This is a genomic window from Streptomyces sp. NBC_01445 (assembly GCF_035918235.1).
GTDB lineage: Bacteria > Actinomycetota > Actinomycetes > Streptomycetales > Streptomycetaceae > Streptomyces.
This window is the reverse complement of sequence record NZ_CP109485.1, coordinates 1,335,286-1,356,928: the sequence shown is the minus strand read 5'-3', so window position 1 is coordinate 1,356,928 and position 21,643 is coordinate 1,335,286. Positions and strand designations below refer to the sequence as shown.

Genomic DNA, 21,643 nt, shown 5'->3' with positions numbered 1-21,643 from the left:
GCGTCCGCGTTCATGGCTCCACTGTGCGCCGCCGCCGCATTCAGCTGCCGGGCGTGAGCCCCAGCGTGTCGAGCACCGCGTACACCCCGAGGAACAGAATCGCCGCGCTGCTCATGACGAGGGCGGCGGTCAGCCAGGGGTTGGCGCGGAAGCGGGGCGGGACGCCGGTGTATCGCAGGCGCCAGACCGCGACCACGACAGCGAGCAGGAAGACGCCGCCGCCGATACCGCCGATCTGCACCATCAGTACGGGGGACTGGATCCACAGGAAGAAGCACATCCACACCGGGGGCAGGCAGCAGGTGAGGATGCGGATCGTGCGGGTGCGTGAGCGCAGGTCGTGCCAGTTCACCACGCCGAGCAGGCCGAGGGTGTTGGTCCACAGGCGCGGCACGCTCGCCGACGAGGCGACGGTGACCGAGAACAGGACAGCGATCGCGCCGGCCAGGAACAGGTACTCGGCCCACGGGCCCAGGGTGTCGGTGTAGATGTGCGACAGCGTGGTGATCATGTCGTTGCCTTCGGGCACCAGGCCCTGCGGATGGAGCACCGAGGCGCCGATCACGTAGAAGGACAGGGTGCAGAGGGTGCACACGATCCAGGACACGCCCACGTCGAGCCGCATGACCTTGAGCCAGCCCTCGGCCCGGCGGGCGCGCTGTTCGGTGCCGTCGTCGGGGCCGGTCCAGCGGGCGTAGCCCTTCTCCAGGCACCAGTACGTGTACGTCGTCATCTCGTCGGCGCCGACGCCGGTGATGCCGAACATGGCGAGCGCGATGCCGACCGTGCCCGCGGGGATCTGGAAGCTCAGTCCGTCGGCGAGCTGCTCGGTGCCGTACCCGAAGGCGGTGAGGGGCAGGGCGAGTGCCAGGCCGACGGTGATGACCGTCTTGAGTGTGATGCCGATGACCTCGACCCGCTCCACGACGTGGTACTTGCCCGTCTGGAGGATGAGGACGGCGGCGGCGGTGACGATGAGGGCCCAGATCGTCAGCGACGACGTGCTCAGGGACGCACCGTGGAGCGGCAGGAGGATGGAACAGGCCGCCGCGGTACCGCCGATGATGCCGCCGCGCTGGAACATCTTGGCGAAGTCCATGCCGATCCAGAGCCAGTTGATCCAGCTCAGCCGGCCGATCCGGGGGCCGACGTCACGGAAGCCGTCGAGCGCGGGGCGGCCGTTGAGGATGGTCCAGCGGGCCAGCTCCATCTGGACCCACACCTTGACCATGGTGGAGACGATCACCAGCCACAGCAGGGCGAAGCCGGCCTTTGCGCCGAGCGAGGTCGTGGTGATCAGTTCACCGGAGCCGACGACGGCGGCGGACAGCACGAGTCCGGGGCCGAGCCGGCGCAGTCGGCCGCGGAAGGTCTCGGGGGCCGGGCGGGCGTCTTCGGCGCGCAGTGCGTACGGGTCGGTCTGCGCGGAGGGTGGCGCCGCCGTGGCGCCATCGGTCGAGGTGGCCATGTCAGGTCCTTGGGGGATCTTCCGGCGTCGTCGCCGGAATCCGGAATGGGACGGGGGTGGTGCCGTGGTACCGAGGTGTCGTAGTGCGGGGGTGCAGGTACTGAGGGGGTGCTCCGTGTCTCAACTCGCCTGGTGGTGCGGCTCCTTGCCCGCCAGTACGCGGACGACGTCCTCGGCCACCATCGCGCCCATGGCCTGGTTGGCCTCGGGCGTACAGGCGGCCATGTGCGAGGTGAGGAGCGTGCGCGGGGCCGCGCGCAGCGGGTGGTCGGCGGGCAGTGGCTCGGTACTGAACGCGTCGAGGGCCGCAGCCCCGAGGTGTCCGGAGCCGAGCAGGTCGGCGAGCGCGCGCTCGTCGACGAGGCCGCCACGCGCGGCGTTGACCAGGACCGCGCCCTCCTTCATCGCCGCCAGGCGTGCCCGGTCGAGCAGCGGTGTGCCGGACAGGTCGGGCGGCATGTGGAGGCTGACGGCGTCGGCGCGCGCCAACAGGGCTTCGAGCGCGGCCGGTTCGGCGCCGTGCGCGCGTACGTCGGCGTCCGGGACATACGGGTCGTGGGCGAGCAGCTCCATCCCGAAAGCGCGGGCGTAACCGGCCAGAAGGCGGCCGATGCGGCCGAAGCCGACGATGCCCAGCGTCTTGCCGTGCAGTTCGGGGCCGAAGAGCTTCGGCCAGCCGCCGGCCTCCACCGCGGTGTGCGAGGCGGCGAGTGAGCGGGTCGCGGAGAGCAGCAGGCCGAAGGTGTACTCGGCCACCGCACGCGAGTTGCTGCCCGGCGCGCACACGACCGGAATCCCTCGCGCGCGGGCGGCGGCCACGTCGATGGTGTCGACGCCGACGCCGTGTTTGGCGATCACCTTGAGGCAGGGCGCGGCGTCCATCACCTCGGCGGTGATCGGATCCATGCCGACGATCAACGCGTCCGCGGCGGCCGCGTACTTGAGGAGTTCGGCGGCGGGCAGCGCCGCGTCCTCGGACGGGCGCCGGGGACCGGCTCCGGCCTCCTCCAGGATCTGCCAGGGGCGCGCCGAGTGCCGGGCGAAGGTGGGCGTCGTGATGAGGGTGGTCGGCATCAGCGTGCCTCGCCGCGTGCCGACTGGAGGTGGGACGTGGCGATCTGCTGCAGGTGTACGACGTCGGCCGCGACCGTCGCGAACGTGAAGCCCTCGGCGAGGCGGCGGGCGGCGCTCGTGCCGTCGGCGTTGTGGATGCCGGCCGCGATGCCCGCCGTCTCGGCCGCCTTGCGGACGCGGGTGAGGGCCTGCTCGAACTCGTCCTGCACGGACGCGTCGGTGGAGGACGCGCCGCCGATGGCCAGGCGCAGGTCGGACGGGCCGACGTAGATGCCGTCGAGGCCGGGGGTCGCGCAGATCTCCTCGACGTTGGCCAGGCCGTCGGCCGTCTCGATCATCGCGAGGACGGCGGTCTGCTCGTGTGTGTCGGCCGGGTTCGGGCCGATGCGCAGCTGGGCGCGCATCGGGCCGTACGAGCGGCGGCCCAGAGGCGGATAGCGGACGGCGGAGACGGCGTCGGCGGCGTCCTGCGCGGTGTCGATCAGCGGGACGATGACGGCGGTCGCGCCCGCGTCCAGGGCCTTGCCGATGTAGGTGAGGTCGTTGGCCTCGACGCGCACCATGCCGACGGAGGTGCTGCCCCTGGTGTCGGTGGCGAGGAGGTTGTTCAGCATGCCCTGGTAGCCGAAGAGACCGTGCTGGGCGTCGAAGGCCAGGTAGTCGTAGCCGACGCGGGCGAGGCGCTCGGCGGCGATCGGCGAGTCGAGCAACGACCAGTAGCCGATGAGCTGTTCGCGATTGCGCAGGGCGGCGGTGAACTCGGCAGAACTGCGGCCGGTGGCCATGTTGTTGTCTCCGTTACGAGGATGGGGGCGAGGTCAGCGGTTGTAGGCGGGCATCGGGCCGCGAAGGCGGGCACCGACCTCGTCGCAGGCGGCCAGGACGTCTGCGGGCAGCGGGCCGGCGGCCGCGGCGGCGATGTTGGCCTTCAGGTGCTCGACCTGGGAGCCGCCGAGCAGCAGCGCGTCGGTGGAGGGCCGTGAAAGGAGCCAGCGCAGGGCCAGCTCGGTGAGCGGCAGGCCCGCGTCTGTGGCGATGCGGGTGAGGTCGGTGACGGCGCGGAACAGATCCTCGTTCCAGTACCGCTCGCGGTACATCGCGGCCAGCTTCGAGTCGCCGAAGCGCCCGCCGTCCGGGGCCTGTTCGAAGCTGTGGCGGCCGGTGAGCAGGCCGCCGCCGAGCGGGTTGTAGACCATCGTGCGCAGGCCGGTGACGGCGGCGTACTCGACGTACTCCTCCTCGATACGGCGCGCGAGAAGGTTGTGCAGCTGCTGGGCGACGACCGGGCGCGGGGCGCCGACCTCGTCGGCCACGCGGCTGAGCTCGGCGATCTGCCAGGCCGCGAAGTTGGAGACGCCGAGGGCGAGGACCTTGCCCGCCTGTACGAACTCGGCGACGGTGGCCAGGGTTTCGGCGAGCGGTGTCCTGCGGTCGGGCTGGTGCAGATAGAAGAGGTCGACGTGGTCGGTGCCCAGGCGCTTGAGGCTTCCGTCGAGTGCGGTGCGCAGGCCCTCGGCACAGAGCGGCGCGTGGTCGCCCTGGTCGGGGTGCGGGATGCCGGCCTTGGTGGCGAGAACCACCTGGTCGCGTCGGCCGGGCAGCAGCTCGGCGAGGATGCGCTCGCTCTCGCCGCCCGCGTAGCCGTTGGCGGTGTCCACGCCGGTGATCCCGGCGTCGAGCGCGGCGTCCAGCATCGCAGCGGCCGTCGCGCGGTCCGCGGTGTCGCCGAAGGTCATCGTGCCGAGGACGAGAGGGGACAACGGGACAGGGACGTGCGGGAGTTCAAGGCCGACGGTCACGGCGGGTTCCTTCCGGTGCGGGTAGCGCAAGTGGTGCGGGTCGTGCGGTCTCGTGCTCGTACGCGATCTCGTGCGTGATGTGCGCATCGCGGGGGTGTGGCGTGCGGCTGCGCGGCTTCGGCCGGTCGCCGCGGTGGTTTCCGGCCCTGCGCTGCACTGCGGCCATGTGCGGTGCGATGTGCTGCGATGTGCGGTGCAAGCCGGTGTGCGCCGTGCTGTTTGAGCCGGTACGCGTCGCGTCCACGAGGGCGACGCGGTCCGCGGGTGAGGGCCGTCGGCGCCACCGGAACGCTCGCACGACTGCGTGAATCACGCAAGAGGTCTCGCGCACTTCGCGCAATCTGTGCCATGATCCGGACCGGGCCGCCCAACGCCGGGCGCGCCCAAGGAGGTTCGATCCCGTGGCTTCCCTGCCCCCGCCCCCACGCCCACGCCCTTCTGTCCTGCCGGCCGTGTCTGTGCCCGTACCGCGGTACGTCCTCGCGCTCTCGGACGACCTGTCCGGGGCGGCCGAGACCGCCTGTGCGCTCGGCGGTCCCGTCCGTCTGTCGCTCACCGCCGCCGACGTGGCCGAGAGCCCTGCCGCGCACGACCTCGTCGTGGACCTGGACACCCGGCACCTGCCGGCCGCCGAAGCGGCGTACGCCGTGCGGACGGCGCTCCGCGCGGCGCAGGCCGGCCCGCCCCGGCTGCTGTACAAGAAGGTCGACTCACAGCTGCGCGGCCACCTCGCCGCGGAGGCAGCCGCCTACGCCGAAGGGGCCGGGGCCGTCGTCATCGCCCCCGCGCTGCCCGCAGCCGGGCGCACCGTGACCGGCGGCGTGGTGCACGTGAACGGCGTTCCGCTGCACTGCACCGACGGCTGGCGCGCGGAGCGCGCGGCCGCGCCCCGCTCACTCCCCGAGGCGCTGTCCGGCCTGCCGGTCCGAACGGTTCCCCTCGACGTCGTACGGTCCGAACCCGCCGTACTGGAAGCGGAGTTCCGGCGGATCGCCGGCTCCGGTGCGCACCCCGCTCCGGACGCCGAGACAGACGCCGACCTGGATGCCGTGGCCGCGGCGGCGCTGCGGCTCGGCCCCGGATACCGGCTTCTGGGCAGCGCTGGTCTGGCACTCGCGCTCGGGCACGCGCTGGTGCGTCCCGCTGCCGTCACTCACCCGCCCGCACCCGCCCAGGACCGCGCCCCGCTGCTCTTCGTCGTCGGGACCGCGGAGCCCGCCGCGGCTGCGCAGATCGCGCACCTCACGGCGCTCGGCGCTCACCATGTGCGGCTGGATCCCGCCGACTTGGCGGCGGGCACCACCGTCCGTCTGCCGCGCATCGCCGCCGCTCCTGCCCTGACCGTGCTGTCCATCGACGGTTCGGCAGGACTGCGCCCCGGCGCGGGGCGGTCCCTCAGTGCCGCCCTGGGCGCACTCGCCGCTGCGCACCCGGGCCGCCCCGACCTCGTCCTGACCGGCGGCGAGACTGCTCGCACCACCCTGGATGCCCTGGGAATAAGAGAGTTGGAGCCGCTCGGCGAGATCCACCACGGCGCCGTCCACTCCCGCACCCCTGACGGCCGCCGCGTCGTCACCCGCCCCGGCAGCTACGGCGCCGAGGACTCGCTGCTGCGCATCGCTGCCGCGCTACGACCCCGCCTGGCCGCCGCCCCGGTAGCCACCTGAACCCTTCACCACCCGCCTCCCGTCAAGGAGTTGTCCGTATGAGCACCCCCCTCCCTCTCATCGCCGTCACCATGGGCGACGGTGCCGGCGTCGGCCCCGAGGTCGTCATCGCGGCCCTGCTCGACGACGCCGTCCTCACCCGCTGCCGTCCGGTCGTGATCGGCGACGCCCAGCGCCTGCGCGAGGCCGCCCGCATTCTCGGTCTGGACTGCGAGATCGCCGCCGTCGACCACCCGCGCGACGCCGAGTTCACGCCGGGCCGCGTCAATGTCGTCGACCTCGGCCTGCTCCCCGCCGACCTGCCCTGGGGCAAGCTGTCGCCGGTCGCGGGCGACGCCGCGTACGCGTACATCGCGCGTGCCGCCGAACTCGCCGTGGCAGGGGACGTGCACGCCATCTGCACCGCCCCCCTCAACAAGGAGGCCCTGCACGCCGCGGGCCACCTCTACCCCGGTCACACCGAACTCCTCGCCCACCTGACCGGGACCGAGGAGGTCTCGATGATGCTCTCCACCGAGAAGGTGAAGGTCATCCACGTCACCACGCACATCGGCCTGATCGACGCCGTCAACCGCATCGAACCGGGCCTCGTCGAGCGCACGGTGCGCCGCGGTCACGAGGCCATGGTGCGCGCCGGCACCCCGAACCCCGTCATCGGAGTCTGCGGCATCAACCCGCACGCAGGCGAGAACGGCCTGTTCGGCTACGGCGAGGAGGGCGAGAAGATCGTCCCGGCCCTCGAGAAGCTGCGCGCCGAGGGCGTCGACGCCCGCGGCCCGCTCCCCGCCGACACCGCCTTCTTCCTCGCCGCGCGTGGCGACTACGACCTGATCGTGGCGATGTACCACGACCAGGGCCACGGCCCGGTCAAGGTCCTGGGCATCGAGGCGGGTGTCAATCTCACCGTGGGACTGCCCGTCATCCGCACGTCCGTCGACCACGGCACCGCGTTCGACATCGCCGGAACGGGCGCGGCGGAGGCCGGTAGCATGGTCGAGGCGCTGCGCCAGGCGGCTGAGATGGCGACGGCGCCGGTCGCTCCGGCGGCCTGAACCGCCGTCCCCTGCACCGCCGTTACCACCGCACCGTAGAGGACTCCGTAGATGCCGCCGACCACATCCCAGGCACGACGCGACCGCATCGTCCACCTCGCCACCACCACCGGCCTCGCCAGCGTCGAGGAACTCTCGCAGCTCTTCGACGTCACCCCCTCGACCATCCGCCGCGACCTCGCCCGCCTCACCACGGAGGGCCGCCTCGCGCGCACCTACGGCGGCGCGATGGCGCTGTCCGCGCACCCCGAGGCGTCGCTGCGGCAGCGCACGGGGGAGGCGTACGAGGAGAAGCGGGCCATCGCGCAGTGGGCCGCCCGGCAGGTCGAGCCGGGCGAGACCCTGCTCCTCGACGCCGGTACGACGGTGGGCGCGCTGGCCCACGAGCTGCGCGGCGCCAAGGAGTTGACGGTCGCGACCACGGGCCTGACGGCCCTGCACGCCCTCGCGGACGCGGAAGGCGTGGACGTCGAATGCCTCGGCGGCACGCTCCGCCCGCTCAGCCAGGGTTTCGTCGGCCCGCTCACGGAGGCCGCGCTCGAGCACATGTCCTTCGACCGGGTCTTCCTCGGTGCCGACGGCGTCACCGTCGACCGCGGCATCTGCGAGGCGGACCTGCGCCAGACCCGCCTCAAGGAGCTGATGGCCCGCCGCGCCGACCGGGTCTACGTACTCGCCCACGGCGCCAAGCTGGGGCGCGCGCCGTTCCACGCCTGGGCGAAGCTGCGGAAGGAGTGGACCCTGGTCACGGACGCATCGGCGCCCGACGCACAGATCCGCGCCTTCGAGGCCAGCGGGGTGCGGGTCGAGATCGCCCCGCCCGCGGGGGCGTGACGGAACGGTAGTCGCCGATCCTGAGGTGCCTGTCCGTTGCGCCCCTTGGGCCCGCACGGATCTGCGGCGTCCGGGGCCTCGGACGTCCACCATTCCGCCCATGCCCCGGCGACGCCGCAACGCCGGCCGTCCGGAGGACTGAACAGCCCGCGGCCCCGCCGTTCGCCGTCGCCGCTGGGGAGCGCGCCGACAACACGTCATGAGACGGGAAGTCGAGGGGCGATCGGCCATGATCAAACAGGAGAGCCAGGAGCAGCGTCGGATCGAGTGTGCGGGGAGATGGTCGTGGACACGGACTCAGAGCACAGCGCGGAGCAGCTGCACTGTCTGGTGACCGGAGCGTCCGGGTACATCGGAGGTCGCTTGGTACCGGAACTGCTGGAGGCCGGTCACCGGGTTCGCTGCATGGCCCGCTCGCCGGGCAAGCTGCGTGACTACCCCTGGGCGGCCGCCGTGGAGACGGTGGGCGGAGACGTCACCGACGCCGAGTCGGTCGCCGCGGCCATGCGCGGCGTTGATGTCGCGTACTACCTGGTGCACTCCCTCGGATCCGGCTCCGGGTTCGAGGACACCGACCGGCGCGCGGCCCGGATCTTCGCCGATCGGGCACACGCTGCCGGCGTACGGCGCATCGTCTACCTCGGCGGGCTCACTCCGCGGGACGTACCCGAGCACGACCTCTCCCCGCACCTGCGCTCCAGGGCTGAGGTCGGTCGCATCTTCCTCGACGCCCCGGTGCCCGCCACCGTGCTGAGGGCCGCTGTGGTGATCGGCTCGGGATCGGCGTCCTTCGAGATGCTGCGCTATCTGACCGAGCGGCTGCCGGTGATGGTCACCCCCAGCTGGGTCCACACCCGCACGCAGCCCATCGGGGTCCGCGACGTGCTGCGCTATCTCGTCGGCTCGGCCACCATGCCGACCGACGTCGACCGGGCTTTCGACATCGGCGGGCCGGACGTCCTGACCTACCGTGAGATGATGCGCCGCTACGCCGAGGTCGCCGGACTGCGGCGGCGGATCATCTTGCCGGTGCCCATGCTCACTCCGGGACTGTCCAGCCACTGGGTCGGCCTCGTGACGCCGGTACCGGCATCCATCGCCCGGCCCCTGACGGAGTCGCTCCGCCACGAGGTCGTCTGCCACGAGCACGACATCGCCTGCTACGTGCCCGACCCGCCGGGCCGGCCTCTGCCGTTCGACGAGGCTCTGGCCCTGGCCCTGCGGAGGGTACGGGAGGCGCAGGTCGCCACCCGGTGGTCGTCCGCCGCCGTCCCCGGGGCGCCCAGCGATCCGCTGCCCACCGACCCCGACTGGGCCGGCGGCAGCCTCTACGAGGACGAGCGGCAACTGCCTGTCGCGGCATCCCGGGAGGCCCTGTGGAAGGTGATCGAGGGCATCGGCGGCGACAACGGCTGGTACTCCTTCCCGCTGGCCTGGGCGGTCCGCGGCTGGCTGGACCGCTTCGTGGGCGGAGTCGGCCTGCGCCGCGGACGACGCGACGCGGAGCGTCTGCGCGTCGGCGACTCGCTGGACTTCTGGCGGGTCGAGGAGATCGAGCCCCTACAACTACTGCGGCTGCGCGCGGAGATGCGGCTGCCGGGCCTGGCGTGGCTGGAGATGTATGTCGAGACGGGCGCCGACGGCGGTACCCGCTACCGGCAGCGCGCTCTGTTCCACCCCCGCGGCCTCCTGGGCCATGCCTACTGGTGGTCCGTCTCCCCCTTCCACGCCGTCGTCTTCGGCGGCATGGCCCGCAACATCACCCAAGCCGCCGCCAAGGGCATGAGCGCGCGAGGGAGCGCGTCACCAGCTGGCCGCATCCGGCGCTCACGCCGCGGGCGAAGACTGCGGCAGTAGCAGGTGCACCCCCGGCCGCGGGATCAGCTGACAGGCGGGCGTCGAGCGGCCCAGGGGAGTGCGAGTTCGAGGGCGCGGGACACCTGGAGCAGGAGATCCTCCCGCCAGGGTGCGGCGACGATCTGTACGCCGACGGGCAGGCCGGTGGCCTCGTCGTGGTGGATGGGGAGGGAGATCGCCGGCTGACCGGTCACGTTGAACACCGACGTGAACACCCCCATCGGGTAGCTGTTCCGCAGCGCCCTCAGGGGATCGTCGTCGGTGCCTGTCCGCCAGGCACCGACGAGCGGCGGAAGACAGGCCATCGTCGGCGTCACGAGGAGGTCGAAGCCGGCGAGGAAACCTTCGACGATGCGCCGAGACAACTGCTGGGTCTTCCGCACCCCTTCCGCGTACGCCCACGAGTCGATCGCTCGTGCCGCCGCACGCAGGGCGCGATTGTGCGGCTCGACCCGGTCCGGCTCCGCGAGCGCGATTCCGGCACCGCCGACGTTCCACAGGGTCGTGAACGCCGTGACCAGCTCGTCGGTCGGCGGCAGCGGAAGAGGAGTGTCGACGAGGTGCGCTCCGGCCGATTCGAGCGTCCGGAGAGTTCTGTCGACGGCTGCGATACACGCCGGGTGCACGCGTATCCCGTCGATGGGGGAGTCGGTGAGCGCGGCGATCCGCAGCCCGGTCGGCAGGTCCGTCCTCAGGGCGGCGGCGAAGGACGTGCGCGGCGTCGGAGGCGACCACCACGCGGCCGGATCGTGACGCGCCAGCACATCGAGGGCCGCCGCGGCGTCCGCCACCGAGTGGGTGAGCACGCCGCTGGTGCCGAGGCCCTCCACCTCCACGACGGCGTTGGTGACCAGGCCGCGGGTGGGTTTGAGGCCGACGAGGCCGTTGCACGACGCGGGGATACGAATGGACCCGCCGCCGTCCTCCGCGTGGGCTATGGGCGCCATCCCGGCGGCGACGGCGGCGCCCGCTCCGCTCGACGACCCGCCGGGCGTGCGGTCCGGGTCCCACGGGTTGCGCGAGATGCCCAGGGCAGCGCTCTCGGTGAACGGCAGGCTGCCGAACTCGGAGGTGGTGGTTTTGCCGAGCAGGACGAAGCCCGCGTCCGCGAACCGTCGCACGACAGGGTCCGATGTCTGCGCCGGTGCCTGTCCGGCGCCTGCGGATCCGTAGGTGGTGGGCCAACCGGCAACGTCGACAAGGTCCTTGACCGGCAGCGGGACGCCGTGGAACGGCGGGAGGTCGTCGGCCGACGTGGCCCTCGCCACTGCGTCGGCCGCGGCGGACGCGGCTTTGCGGACGTCGTCGTCGGCCCGGTGGCAGAAGGCGTTGAGGTCGGGGTCGAGCCGGTCCATCCGCTCGAGGAAGCAGTCGGCCACCTCGACGGGGCTCACCTCCTTGCGGCGGACGGCCGCGGCGAGTTCGACGGCGGGCATGAACGGGTCGATCGGCGAATGCGTCACGAGTGTTCCCATCTGGTGCGGGGCTTGCAGGGCTTGCAGGGCTTACGGGGCCTGCAGGAGCCGTCAGTGTCGTCGCGTCACGACCGTCGCGTCTTGGACGAATGTCCCGTAGCTTGGCGCCATGCGATCCGCCGAGCCGGCCCATGACGCAGCGTCGGTGTGGGACATCGCCACCCCCTCGCGGCACGGTCGGTTGCCCGGGGTCAGCATGGCCGGATTCCGCGCCCGTACGACCGGCCTCGTCGACCTGGGTGTGGTCCCGTACCCGGCCGTCACGGTGGCCGTCGACCTCGGCGACGGGCCGATCGTCGTCGACGACTTCAGCGGCCGGCAGCAGAGCGGCAGCGTCGTCCTGGGACTCGGGTCCGGCGGCGTTCGAGCCCGCGGCCGGGACGTCGAATGCCTGCAGATACGGCTGTCGCCGCTGGTCGCGCACGCGGTGCTCGGCGCCGGTGCGGAGTCGGGCGCCACGGTGGTCTCCCTCGACGACCTCTGGGGCCGCGACGCCGCGCGCACCCAAGAGCAACTACGCGCTGCCGCGACCTGGGACGACCGGTTCGCGGTCGCGCAGGCCGCACTCGTCCGACGACACGCGGCAGGCCGCCGAGCCGTCGAGCCTGAAGTCGCCTTCGTGTGGGGGCAGATGGTGACGCATCGGGGAGCGGTTCGGGTCGAGCGCCTGGCAGCCGAGGTCGGCTGGAGCCGTAAGCGTCTGTGGTCCCGGTTCCGAGCCCAGATCGGTCTCAACCCCAAGCGCGCCGCGCAGCTGGTCCGTTTCGACCACGCGGCCCACCGTCTGGCCGTGGGGCACAGCGCCGCACGGGTGGCGGCGGAGATCGGCTACGCCGACCAGTCCCACCTCCATCGCGACGTCATGGCCTTCGCCGGTGTGACGCCCACGGCCGTCGCGGTCGCGCCGTGGCTCGCGGTCGACGACGTCGCGTGGGCCGCCCCCGCATACCTGTCCCCGTCTTGACGTCTTGACGTCTTGACCCTTGACCCACGGTCCGCACCCGGCAGGCACGAGGGCGGTCGCGCGGTTCACGGGGGAACATTTCTACAAGACGCCCGGCAATCGAGCCGGTGACACTGCGAGCATGTCCAAGAACCGGAAAGACTCCCCGCTGCCGCGCGTCCAGTGGCCGCGGTACGGCATTGACGCCCCAGCGTTCCCGGCGGTGCTCGGCGCCGCCGGCGCGGCCTGCTGCCTGGCCGCCGGCCGATGGCGGCCGGGACGGGAAGCGCTGACAGCTGCGGGCACAGTACTGATCGCCCACACCGGCATCTACCTGCACACCACGCTGCACGGCAAACTGCGGGTCTGGAGGCGGGAGTTGGACCGGGCCGACTTGAAGGGCGACGAGCAGCTCCTCGACCTCGGCTGCGGTCGCGGCGCGGTGCTGATCGAGGCGGCCAGGCGGCTGCCGACGGGACAGGCCGTGGGCGTGGACCTGTGGTCCGGAAAGGACCAGAGCGGGAACCGGCCCGAAGTCACGCTCGCCAACGCGGCTGCGGCAGGGGTCGCCGACCGGGTGGAGGTACGTACCGCCGACATGACCGAGTTGCCGTTTGCGGACGGCTCCTTCGACGTCGTGACGAGCGCGCTGGCGATCCACAACATCCCGTCGCCCGAGGAGCGGTACCGCGCGGTGGACGAGGCCGTGCGGGTGCTGCGCCCCGGCGGCCAGTTGATCGTCGCCGACTTCTGGCCCATGGCCAGGAAGTACGCCGAGCACATCGGGCGGGGCACGCTGCGTGGACTGGGCCCCGAGTACTGGTACGGCGGCCCGTGGCTCGGCGTCACACTTCTGCATGCCGTCAAGCAGCGCTGAGCCGGTTGCACAGCTCCTGAGGGGACGATCGTGGGCCGGGGGCGATGTCCGCGCTGCAAGTGACGAGCGGCGCTGAGATGGGCGGTCGCCAAGCCTGGGACGGGCGTTGAGGGCGCCCGTCCCAGGTCTTCACAGCTGCCGGAAGTAGACCATCGCCGGAAACGGCGTGCACCCGAGCTGCTCGTAGAGGGCACGAGCAGGTGCGTGGAAGGGGTCTCCTCCGGTACCGATCTCGACCAGTTCGGCTCCGAGGGCCCGCATCTGTGCGAAGGCGTGCTCGCACAGTGCGGTGCCTACGCGGTGTCGACGGTGCTTGGCCGAGACGGCGAGGATCGTGACACTGCCCTTCCTGCCGACCGGTTCGACACTCCACGCCACGTAGCCCGCGATGCCGTCCTCGGCCTCGGCGACGGCGACGTATGCGTGCCGTTCGGGTGCGTGGAGCTCGGCGACCTGCTTGCGGTAGTCGTCACGCCAATTGCCGTGCTGGATGGCAAAGATGACGTCGCCTGTCAAAGGGCGGAAGGAGTCCTCGTAGAACGGCCGGAACGTCTCGATGGTCAGTTCGGTGAGTGGCGCCAGGTCGCGCTGGGAGAACGCGCGGATGAACATGGAAGTCTTCCTTTCGGGCTGAGGGCTTGATACCCGGACGGAACAAGGGCATCGGTCGGCCCGCTCGCAGCCGAAGGATCGACGGTGAGCCGGGCCCTCAGCGACGGGTACGCCAAGCGGCAAAACATTCCATGGCCCGCAGCGTAGTGCCCGATGCGCGAGCTGCGGCCTGGTGCGCGCGGGGGGGGTGTCGTCTGTCGCGTGGCGGCGATGCGTCGACTTCAAAGGTGTGTGCCCGGGCCCGTGGATCTGCCATGGCGTCTGCGTGTGGCAGTCCGATCGACCGTTTGCGATCCGTTCTCACGTGCCGTCGATCGGTCGCACCCGACATCCATCGTCCCGTGCTCACCGGCACGATCCGCCGGACAGGCCGCCCAGTTGGCAGTGCCAGGACGCCACGGGATTGCCGGTGCCGGCAGCCGGAGAACTCCCGCCATCACAGGTCAGAGCCACTTCTTCGTCGTCACGGCACCGCGGATGGCCACCGGCCCGTGGATCCAGCTTCAAATCTTGAGCACAAATTCCACACATCCCTCTCTCCAGATGGGCCCCGATGGTCTAGATTGACCGTGCTTCGCATGCTGGGACACGAGGCGACAAATGATGATCTATAGGTCAGGTGTGACGGACGGCCGGCAGCTGCGTCTCCGGCGCCGGACGTGGGGGTGATCAATTCTTGGGGCCTGCGAGGGGCTTTGGGTGCGGGGAGCACCCGAGGTTGCGACGGGTTCGCACGCACATCGAGGGCCTGGCAGGACATGTGATTCTGCGGTCGCCGGGGTGGGTTGCTCAAGTAGCGCTGAAATAGCGGGGATGTCGTGCGCGGGGGGCGGGGGCCTCCCGGGGGAGGAACAGCGCGGCGCGGGGGGCGGGGGCCTCCGAGGGGAAAAACTGTGCGGGGCGGGGGCCTTCTGGGGGGAGGGACAGTGTTGGGCGACCACGTCGAACGACTGGGGACCGGGGTGGGTTCTGTGCGGCAGGGGGAATTGGTCGGCCCTTTAACGTCGGCGCGCGAGCGTCTGGCGAACGGGGCGATCAGTCAGCTGGCCAACGATTGGGAGCAGCGGTACCGCCGTACCGTGATCACCAGCGATACGGTGGCCACCGCCTTGGTGGTGGCGGCGATCGGCAACTTTTTCGGGGCCCGGGACGCGGCCAACTGGCACGAGAAGTGGGGAATTCTCGCATTCGGCACCGAGCTCCTTGTGCTGGGAGCGCTTGCGGTGAGCCGGTCGTGGGCTCCGGCCGTGCTCGGCCAGGGCGCCGAGGAATTCCGCCGGCTCGGACGCTCGCTGTTCATGGCGACCGTCGTGCTGGCGCTCGGCGGGATCGCCCTCACCTCGCGCAACATCAAGCTCTGGATCTTCGTCGCGATTCCCGCGATCGCGCTCGTCACCATGACTGAGCGGTATCTGCTCCGCGTCTCGCTGCACAAACAGCGGAAGGCAGGACGGTGCCTGAGACCGGTGCTTGCTGCCGGGAGTGTGGCCACCGTGCGCGACCTGATCGCCCGAACCCGCAAGTTCCCGCACCTCGGCTGGCGGGTGGATGCGGTGTGCACGACGGACGGTCTCGGGCTCGACGGTGACCAACTGGAGGGGGTGCCGGTCGTCGGCCGGCTGTCGGACGTCGCGGGCCACGTCCGCCGCGACGGCTACCGTGTCGTCGCGGTCACACCGGACCCGCACTGGTCACCGGACCGGCTGCAGCGGTTGGCCTGGAACCTCGAAGGCAGCGATGCCGAGATGGTCGTGGCCCCCGTGCTGATGGAGGTGGCCGGCCCGCGGCTGCACGTCGACGCGGTGCTCGGGATCCCGCTGCTGCGGGTCAGCATGCCGACCTTCACCGGGGGCCGCCGGGCGGTCAAAGGGGTCGTCGATCGGATGGGCGCGGCGGTCCTGCTGCTCCTGTTCGCGCCGCTGATGGTGCTCGTCGGGCTGCTCGTACTGGTGGACAGCCGGGGCGGGGCGGTCTATCGCCAGCGCAGAGTCGGCAAGGACGGCCACGAGTTCACCATTTTCAAGTTCCGCACCATGGTCGCCGGGGCTGACGGGGCCCGGGCCGCGCTGGCCGACCGCAATGAGGGCGCAGGCCTGCTGTTCAAGCTTCGCCGGGATCCGCGGGTGACCCGGGTGGGGGCAGTGCTGCGCCGGTACTCGATCGACGAACTACCGCAGCTTTTCAACGTGCTCAGCGGATCGATGTCGCTCGTCGGTCCGAGGCCTCCGCTGCCGGAGGAGTCCGCTGCGTACGGCCCGGACATCCGGCGGCGGCTGCTGGTCAAGCCCGGGCTCACCGGTCTGTGGCAGATCAGCGGACGCAGCGACCTGCCGTGGGAGGAGGCGGTCCGGCTCGACCTGCGGTACGTGGAGGACTGGTCGCTCGCCCTGGACGCAGTGATCTTGTGGAAGACGCTGCGTGCGGTGCTGCAGGGGCAGGGGGCTTACTGATGCGCGAGGGTCATCGTCCGGCCGGCGCGCGGACCGCAGGCCAAAAAGGCCTGCCTGGGGGGAGGAACGGGTCATGAGAGTAAGTGTTTTCGGGCTCGGCTACGTGGGCTGCGTGTCGGCCGCGTGCTTGGCCAGCCTGGGTCACGAGGTCATCGGCGTGGACGTGAACCAGGTCAAGGTCGACCTGGTCAACGACGGCAAGGCGCCGGTGGTCGAGGAGCGGATCGGCGAGCTCACCGCCGAGGCCGTGCGGACCGGAGCGTTGCGCGCCACCGTCGACGTCCACGAGGCGATCATGGGCAGCGAGGTGTCGCTGGTCTGCGTGGGCACGCCGTCGGAGCCCAACGGCAGCCTGTGCACGACGTACTTGGAGCGGGTCACCGAGCAGATCGGCGCCGCGCTGGCCGAGCGGAGCGGTCGGCATACTGTCGTGCTCCGCAGCACCATGCTCCCGGGCACCTGCCTGAACCTCCTGGTACCGATCCTGGAGAAGTACGTCGGCGGCACGGCCGGGGTGGACTTCGGGGTCGCGGTCAACCCGGAGTTCCTGCGCGAGGGTACGAGCGTGCAGGACTTCTTCGACCCGCCGAAGACCGTCATCGGCGAGCTCGATCCGGCAAGCGGCGACGCGGTGGCGGCGCTGTACGAAGGCCTGCCCGGCGAGCTGTTCAGGGTGCCGATCTCGACGGCCGAGGCCATCAAATACGCGGACAACGCGTTCCACGGCCTGAAGATCGGCTTCGCGAACGAGCTGGGCGCGGTGTGCCAGGCGCTCGGGGTGGACTCGCACCAGGTGATGGACGTGTTCCTGGCCGACCGCAAGCTGAACATCAGCCCCGCCTACCTGCGGCCCGGCTTCGCCTTCGGCGGTTCCTGCCTGCCCAAGGACCTGCGCAGCCTGGTCCACGCGGCGCAGCGGGCCGACGTCTCGGTGCCCATACTCGCCCACGTGCTGACCTCCAACTCCGCACATCTGCAACGCGCGGTGGAGCTGGTCGAGCGCACCGGCAAGCGCCGGGCGGGTCTGTTCGGGCTGTCCTTCAAACCCGGCACCGACGACCTCCGCGAGAGCCCGCTCGTCGAGCTGGCGGAGCGGCTCATCGGCAAGGGATACGACCTGCGGATCTATGACGCCAACGTGAACCTGTCACGACTGCTCGGCGCCAACCGTGAGTACATCGAGACCCGGCTGCCGCACATCGCGCAGCTGCTCGTGGACTCCGTCGACGAGGTGCTCGAGCACGCCGAGGTGTGCCTGGTCGGGACCAAGGATCCGGCCGTGCTGTCGGCGCTGCCCCATGACGACGGCACGCTGCTCGTCGACCTCATCCGCATTCCCGACGCCGATGCGCGCCGGGCCGAACCGGGATACATGGGCCTTGTCTGGTGACGTACGCAGCGGCGCCGGGCCTGCCCGGCGCGCGCTGATCCTGGTGGAGAACCTGTCGGTGCCGTTCGACCGGCGTGTGTGGCAGGAGTGCACGACACTGCGCGACGCGGGCTGGACGGTGCACGTCATCTGTCCTCAAGGGGAGAAGCGGGACACGGAGTTGGAGGCTTCGATCGACGGGGTGCGGATCCACCGCTACCCGTTGCGCGCGGCCACCGGCGGTCCGGCCGGCTACCTGCGGGAGTACGGAACGGCGTTGTGGCATACGCTCCGGCTGGCCCGCAAGGTCGGCCCCGTCGACGTGGTGCACGCCTGCAACCCGCCCGACCTGCTGTTCCTGCCGGCACTGTGGATGAAGCGGCACGGGGCGCGGTTCATCTTCGACCAGCACGACCTGGTACCCGAGCTGTACCTCTCCCGGTTCGACCGCGGCGAGGACCTGCTCTACCGCGCTGTGTGCGCGCTGGAACGGCGGACCTACCGGGCCGCGGACATCGTGCTCGCCACGAACGAGAGCTACCGGGACGTCGCGGTGCGCCGTGGCGGTCGGCGGCCGGCGGACGTCTTCGTGGTGCGCAGCGCACCCGACATCGACCGGTTCCATCCGGTGCCGCCCGAGCCGGAGTTGAGGCGCGGCAAGCCTCATCTGCTGTGCTACCTCGGCGTCATGGGACCGCAGGACGGCGTCGACTACGCCTTGCGGGCCCTCGCGAAGCTGCGCGACGAACTCGGGCGGACCGACTGGCATGCGGTGTTCGTCGGCGCCGGCGACGCGTTCGACGCGATGGTGGAGCTGTCCCAACGGCTCGGGCTCTCGGAGCAGGTGCAGTTCACCGGGCGCGTTCCGGACGCCGACCTGGTGCGCTACTTGTCCACCGCGGACGTGTGCCTTTCCCCCGACCCGCGCAATCCGCTCAACGACGTCTCGACCATGAACAAGGTCCTGGAGTACATGGTGATGGGCCGTCCGATCGTCTCCTTCGACCTCCGGGAGGCGCGCGTCTCCGCCGGTGACGCCGCCGTCTACGCGCCCGCCAACGACGAGGCCGAATTCGCCAAGCTCATCATGCTGCTGCTTGACGATCCGGAGCAGCGGGCCCGGATGGGCAAGATCGGCCAGGAGCGGATCAGCGGGCACCTTTCCTGGAAGAACTCGCAGGCGTCGCTGCTCGCCGCCTACGCCGCCGCGTGCCGTGACCACACTCCGGTGTCGGCGGGCGACCCGGTCCGGGCGCGGGGGAGGCAGCACCCTTGAGCGAAGACACGATACGTCTGGTCACGATCGGACGGATTCTCAGTCGGCGCTGGCGGCTTCTCGCCGTTCTCACCGTGGTGGGCGCGCTCGTCGGCTACGGCGCCTCGGTGGTGGTGTTTCCGCCTCGCTACACGGCGTCGACATCGGTACTGCTGCCGGGGCAGTGGGAAGAGCGCGAACTACTGACCCAGGTGGACATCGCGACCAGTTCGTCGGTGGTCGACCCCGTGGCGGCCAAGCTCGGCTGGAGGGGCGTCAGCGCCGCCGGGCTGCGGGACCGGGTGAGCGCCAAGGCCGCCGACGGGAACATCATCAAGATCTCGGGAACGGCCGACACCCCGAAGCGCGCGCAGCAGCTCTCCGACCGGGTGGCCGAGGAATTCGTCGGATTCGCCGCGCGGCTCGCGGGCGGCAGCACCGACCCCGACGCGGCTACCGGGCCCGAGGCGCTGCGGCAGCAGGTGGTGGAGACCAACCGTCGCATCACTGACCTGGCCAATGCGGCCAATCCGGGCAAGTCCGTGGAGAGCGTGCAGGCCCGCACCGAGCTCGAGAAGCTGCGCACCTCGCTGGAGGAGGCCATGACGAAGCTGGACCAGGCGGACCCGGCGGCCGACAAGGCCGGCCTGGTCGTCATGGGGCCGGCGGCCCGGCCGACCGGCGAGGCGCCGCCGACGAGGATGCAACTCACCGTCGCTGGGGCGCTGCTGTTCTTCCTGCTCGCGGTCATCGGCCATCTCGCCGTCGCACGGGTGAACCGCCGACTGCGCACCGAACCGGAGATCGCCGCGGCGCTGGGCTCGACGCTCCTCGGCACCGTCGACGTGCCGGGTGAACGGCCCGCGGACCGGCCGGAAGACCGTGGCACGCGAGCCCGGATCCGCCGACTCCTCGGCATCGACACCCGGTGGGACATACCGACCCCGCAGAGGTCCGGCGACGAGGCCGGCAGGCGGATCCGCTACCGGCGGGTGTGCGCTCGCCTCCGGGACCGACTACCGGCTCCCCGGCGGCTGTTGGTTGTCGTACCGAACGGCGACGAGATCGCCCGCCGGGCCGCCGGGCAGCTCGTGGCCGAGGCCAAGGGCGATCCGCTGCTGCGGGTGGTCGACGTCTCGGTGGACCGGCCGATGGTGCCGGACCGCGGCACCGAGTCCGGCGCCCTGGTCGTGCTCAGCGCGGGCAACTGGACCGCAGGGCAGCTCGCCGGCATCGCCGAGGCGTGTGCGGACGGCAGACATGAAGTCGTCGGCATCGTCGTCGCCGGCACGGTCCGGGACCGTCCGACGCGATCCGCCGGCCTTCCTCCGCACGACGCCACTCCGGCGCTCGCGGTACCCGGCCACTCGACGGGAGGTTCCGCGTGACGACGAGCACGACTTCGGAGTCGTCGGCAGCCACTCACCTGCTGGACCTGCAGGCACTGGTGGTGGCGGTGCGCAGGCGCCGCCGCCTCTGGTACTCCCTGGCGCTACTGGGGCTGCTGGTCGGCGCGGCGCTTGCCGTCCTGCGGCCGCCGCCGCCGACCGCGCAGGCCAAGGTGCTGGTCGCGCATCAGGCGGACCAGCCGAACGACCCCGGAACGCTGATCCGCACCGACGTGGAGCTGCTGCGGACCACGCGGATCGCCGACAAGGCCCTGCAGTCCCTCAACTCCCCGGAACGCACGGAAGACTTCATGCGGGACTACCGGGGCACCGGCTTGACCAACAACCTGCTGCAGATCGAGGTGACAGGTGACAGCGACGCGGACGCGGTGGCCCGAGCCAAGGCGTTGGCGGATGCGTTCGTCGCGGACCATGTGAGGCGGATGCAGGAAGCGGCGAAGGCCGAGGCCAAGGCCCTGCGCGACCAGGGCGACCGAATGCGGAGCGAACTCGCCCAGGTCAACAAGGCGATCGGGGACAGAACGCCGGAGAGCGACCCGACGGCGTCGGCGAGCATCGAGTCGCTCTTCGCCCGCCGGGCGGAACTCAACTCGCGGATCGCCGATTTCGACCAGCGCGCCGAGGAGGCGCGCATGGGAACGCCTCAGATTGTCGCCGGCACCCAGATCGTGGACGCCCCACGAGCGGTGCGGCACTCCCTGCCCAGGACCGCTGCCACCAACGCCGCGATCGGGCTCGTCCTCGGGCTCGTCCTCGGGCTCGCGGCTGCCGCGGTCGGCACGGTGGTGGCGGACCGCCCCGTGCTGCGCCGGGAGATCGCGGCGAACCTGGGCGCATCGGTCATCGCCGAACTGCGCCGCGCGCCCCACCGGCCGGCCAGGCGGTGGCAGCGCCGACGGACCCGGGCGGCACGCGAACGGCTCACCGCGACGCTGGCCCGCACCGTGCGTGGCTCCGCGGAACCGGTGTCACTGCTGGAACTGGGCTGTGCGCGCAGCACGAGCGTGATCGCCCTGGACCTCGCCAGGGCACTGGCGGCGGAGGGACCGGTGGTCGTCATCGACGATCTGCCGGCCCTGCGGCGCGCCCACCGCGGCCAGAAGCCAGGAGGCCCGGACGTGGTCGGCGTCGAGGGTGCCGCGGCCGTGCCGCATGAGGTGCGCCGGCTCGGCGTCGGCTCGGTCGCGCCCGGCACGGCGTGGACCGGCCTCCCGGACCTCGGTACCCGGACCGTGCTCGTCGTGCGTGCCGGGCACGGCAGCGCCGCGTGGCTGCACACCGTGGCGCGGCAGCTCGCCGACCTGCTCATTCCGGTGATCGGCGTGGTGCTGATCGACCCAGATCCGCGGGACCGGACCGACGGCACCCTGTGGGACGGGCTGCACACCGCGCTGCGCGGCCACAACGAGCGGCTGGCACGGGAGAACCTGACGGGCCGGGTGCGGACGGAACGGCCGTCATGGGCGGTACGAGTCCCGGACAGCGACCAGGAGGCGCGGTAA

17 protein-coding genes are annotated in these 21,643 nt (G+C 71.5%); 11 read left to right on the top strand and 6 right to left on the bottom strand.

What is annotated here, in order from left to right; all coding sequences use genetic code 11:
• Positions 1–40: 40 nt before the first annotated feature.
• The 4 genes from OG574_RS06465 to OG574_RS06450 form a co-directional block, all read right to left on the bottom strand.
• Positions 41–1,468, bottom strand: coding sequence for an Nramp family divalent metal transporter (locus tag OG574_RS06465; protein ID WP_326772285.1), 1,428 nt, complete (start codon positions 1,466–1,468; stop codon positions 41–43).
• A 120-nt stretch (positions 1,469–1,588) separates the two neighbouring features.
• Complete coding sequence (locus tag OG574_RS06460; protein ID WP_326772284.1) at positions 1,589–2,542, bottom strand: phosphoglycerate dehydrogenase; 954 nt, start codon at positions 2,540–2,542, stop codon at positions 1,589–1,591.
• Positions 2,542–3,327, bottom strand: coding sequence for an HpcH/HpaI aldolase family protein (locus OG574_RS06455; protein ID WP_326772283.1), 786 nt, complete (start codon positions 3,325–3,327; stop codon positions 2,542–2,544). The genes OG574_RS06460 and OG574_RS06455 overlap by 1 nt, the downstream gene beginning before the upstream one ends.
• 33 nt (positions 3,328–3,360) lie before the next feature.
• On the bottom strand, positions 3,361–4,341 hold the full coding sequence (locus OG574_RS06450) for an aldo/keto reductase (RefSeq protein WP_326772282.1): 981 nt from the start codon (positions 4,339–4,341) through the stop codon (positions 3,361–3,363).
• A 452-nt stretch (positions 4,342–4,793) separates the two neighbouring features.
• Here OG574_RS06450 and OG574_RS06445 point away from each other — a divergent pair, with 452 nt between their 5' ends.
• The 4 genes from OG574_RS06445 (at position 4,794) to OG574_RS06430 (ending at position 9,751) form a co-directional block, all read left to right on the top strand.
• Entirely contained in the window at positions 4,794–6,008 is a 1,215-nt protein-coding gene (locus OG574_RS06445; RefSeq protein WP_326772281.1) for a four-carbon acid sugar kinase family protein, read from the top strand.
• 38 nt (positions 6,009–6,046) lie between these two features.
• On the top strand, positions 6,047–7,060 hold the full coding sequence (pdxA, locus tag OG574_RS06440) for a 4-hydroxythreonine-4-phosphate dehydrogenase PdxA (protein ID WP_326772280.1): 1,014 nt from the start codon (positions 6,047–6,049) through the stop codon (positions 7,058–7,060).
• Between the two features lie 51 nt (positions 7,061–7,111).
• Complete coding sequence (locus OG574_RS06435; RefSeq protein ID WP_326772279.1) at positions 7,112–7,894, top strand: DeoR/GlpR family DNA-binding transcription regulator; 783 nt, start codon at positions 7,112–7,114, stop codon at positions 7,892–7,894.
• 279 nt (positions 7,895–8,173) lie between these two features.
• Positions 8,174–9,751: an SDR family oxidoreductase gene (locus OG574_RS06430; RefSeq protein ID WP_398376970.1), complete on the top strand. Its 1,578-nt coding sequence runs from the start codon at positions 8,174–8,176 to the stop codon at positions 9,749–9,751.
• Between the two features lie 23 nt (positions 9,752–9,774).
• Here the strand turns inward: OG574_RS06430 and OG574_RS06425 are convergent, their stop codons facing one another.
• Positions 9,775–11,214, bottom strand: a complete 1,440-nt coding sequence (locus OG574_RS06425; RefSeq protein ID WP_326772277.1) for an amidase — start codon at positions 11,212–11,214, stop codon at positions 9,775–9,777.
• A 121-nt stretch (positions 11,215–11,335) separates the two neighbouring features.
• On the opposite strand from OG574_RS06425, the gene OG574_RS06420 reads away from it, so the two are divergent.
• Both OG574_RS06420 and OG574_RS06415 read left to right on the top strand, forming a co-directional pair.
• On the top strand, positions 11,336–12,190 hold the full coding sequence (locus tag OG574_RS06420) for an AraC family transcriptional regulator (RefSeq protein ID WP_326772276.1): 855 nt from the start codon (positions 11,336–11,338) through the stop codon (positions 12,188–12,190).
• Positions 12,191–12,311: 121 nt separating this feature from the next.
• Complete coding sequence (locus tag OG574_RS06415; protein WP_326772275.1) at positions 12,312–13,046, top strand: class I SAM-dependent methyltransferase; 735 nt, start codon at positions 12,312–12,314, stop codon at positions 13,044–13,046.
• A 129-nt stretch (positions 13,047–13,175) separates the two neighbouring features.
• Here the strand turns inward: OG574_RS06415 and OG574_RS06410 are convergent, their stop codons facing one another.
• On the bottom strand, positions 13,176–13,658 hold the full coding sequence (locus tag OG574_RS06410; RefSeq protein ID WP_326772274.1) for a GNAT family N-acetyltransferase: 483 nt from the start codon (positions 13,656–13,658) through the stop codon (positions 13,176–13,178).
• 971 nt (positions 13,659–14,629) lie between these two features.
• On the opposite strand from OG574_RS06410, the gene OG574_RS06405 reads away from it, so the two are divergent.
• The 5 genes from OG574_RS06405 (at position 14,630) to OG574_RS06385 (ending at position 21,643) form a co-directional block, all read left to right on the top strand.
• Positions 14,630–16,108, top strand: a complete 1,479-nt coding sequence (locus OG574_RS06405) for a sugar transferase (RefSeq protein WP_326772273.1) — start codon at positions 14,630–14,632, stop codon at positions 16,106–16,108.
• A gap of 73 nt (positions 16,109–16,181) precedes the next feature.
• Complete coding sequence (locus OG574_RS06400) at positions 16,182–17,498, top strand: nucleotide sugar dehydrogenase (protein ID WP_326772272.1); 1,317 nt, start codon at positions 16,182–16,184, stop codon at positions 17,496–17,498.
• The gene (locus tag OG574_RS06395) at positions 17,455–18,753 is read left to right on the top strand and encodes a glycosyltransferase family 4 protein (protein ID WP_326772271.1); all 1,299 of its coding nucleotides are present in this window, start codon (positions 17,455–17,457) and stop codon (positions 18,751–18,753) included. The genes OG574_RS06400 and OG574_RS06395 overlap by 44 nt, the downstream gene beginning before the upstream one ends.
• Entirely contained in the window at positions 18,750–20,120 is a 1,371-nt protein-coding gene (locus tag OG574_RS06390) for a Wzz/FepE/Etk N-terminal domain-containing protein (protein WP_326772270.1), read from the top strand. Before OG574_RS06395 ends, OG574_RS06390 begins: the two co-directional genes overlap by 4 nt.
• Positions 20,117–21,643 carry a Wzz/FepE/Etk N-terminal domain-containing protein gene (locus OG574_RS06385; RefSeq protein WP_326772269.1) on the top strand — a complete coding sequence of 509 codons (1,527 nt, stop codon included), beginning with the start codon at positions 20,117–20,119 and terminating at the stop codon, positions 21,641–21,643. The genes OG574_RS06390 and OG574_RS06385 overlap by 4 nt, the downstream gene beginning before the upstream one ends.

Bases quoted from the DNA above. Each gene is read 5' to 3' on its own strand.
- OG574_RS06395 (WP_326772271.1), top strand. From the start codon at position 17,455: ATGCGCGCCGGGCCGAACCGGGATACATGGGCCTTGTCTGGTGACGTA.
- OG574_RS06430 (WP_398376970.1), top strand. From the start codon at position 8,174: ATGGTCGTGGACACGGACTCAGAGCACAGCGCGGAGCAGCTGCACTGT.
- OG574_RS06420 (WP_326772276.1), top strand. From the start codon at position 11,336: ATGCGATCCGCCGAGCCGGCCCATGACGCAGCGTCGGTGTGGGACATC.
- OG574_RS06400 (WP_326772272.1), top strand. From the start codon at position 16,182: ATGAGAGTAAGTGTTTTCGGGCTCGGCTACGTGGGCTGCGTGTCGGCC.
- OG574_RS06415 (WP_326772275.1), top strand. From the start codon at position 12,312: ATGTCCAAGAACCGGAAAGACTCCCCGCTGCCGCGCGTCCAGTGGCCG.
- OG574_RS06435 (WP_326772279.1), top strand. From the start codon at position 7,112: ATGCCGCCGACCACATCCCAGGCACGACGCGACCGCATCGTCCACCTC.
- OG574_RS06465 (WP_326772285.1), bottom strand. From the start codon at position 1,468: ATGGCCACCTCGACCGATGGCGCCACGGCGGCGCCACCCTCCGCGCAG.
- OG574_RS06460 (WP_326772284.1), bottom strand. From the start codon at position 2,542: ATGCCGACCACCCTCATCACGACGCCCACCTTCGCCCGGCACTCGGCG.
- OG574_RS06455 (WP_326772283.1), bottom strand. From the start codon at position 3,327: ATGGCCACCGGCCGCAGTTCTGCCGAGTTCACCGCCGCCCTGCGCAAT.
- pdxA (WP_326772280.1), top strand. From the start codon at position 6,047: ATGAGCACCCCCCTCCCTCTCATCGCCGTCACCATGGGCGACGGTGCC.
- OG574_RS06410 (WP_326772274.1), bottom strand. From the start codon at position 13,658: ATGTTCATCCGCGCGTTCTCCCAGCGCGACCTGGCGCCACTCACCGAA.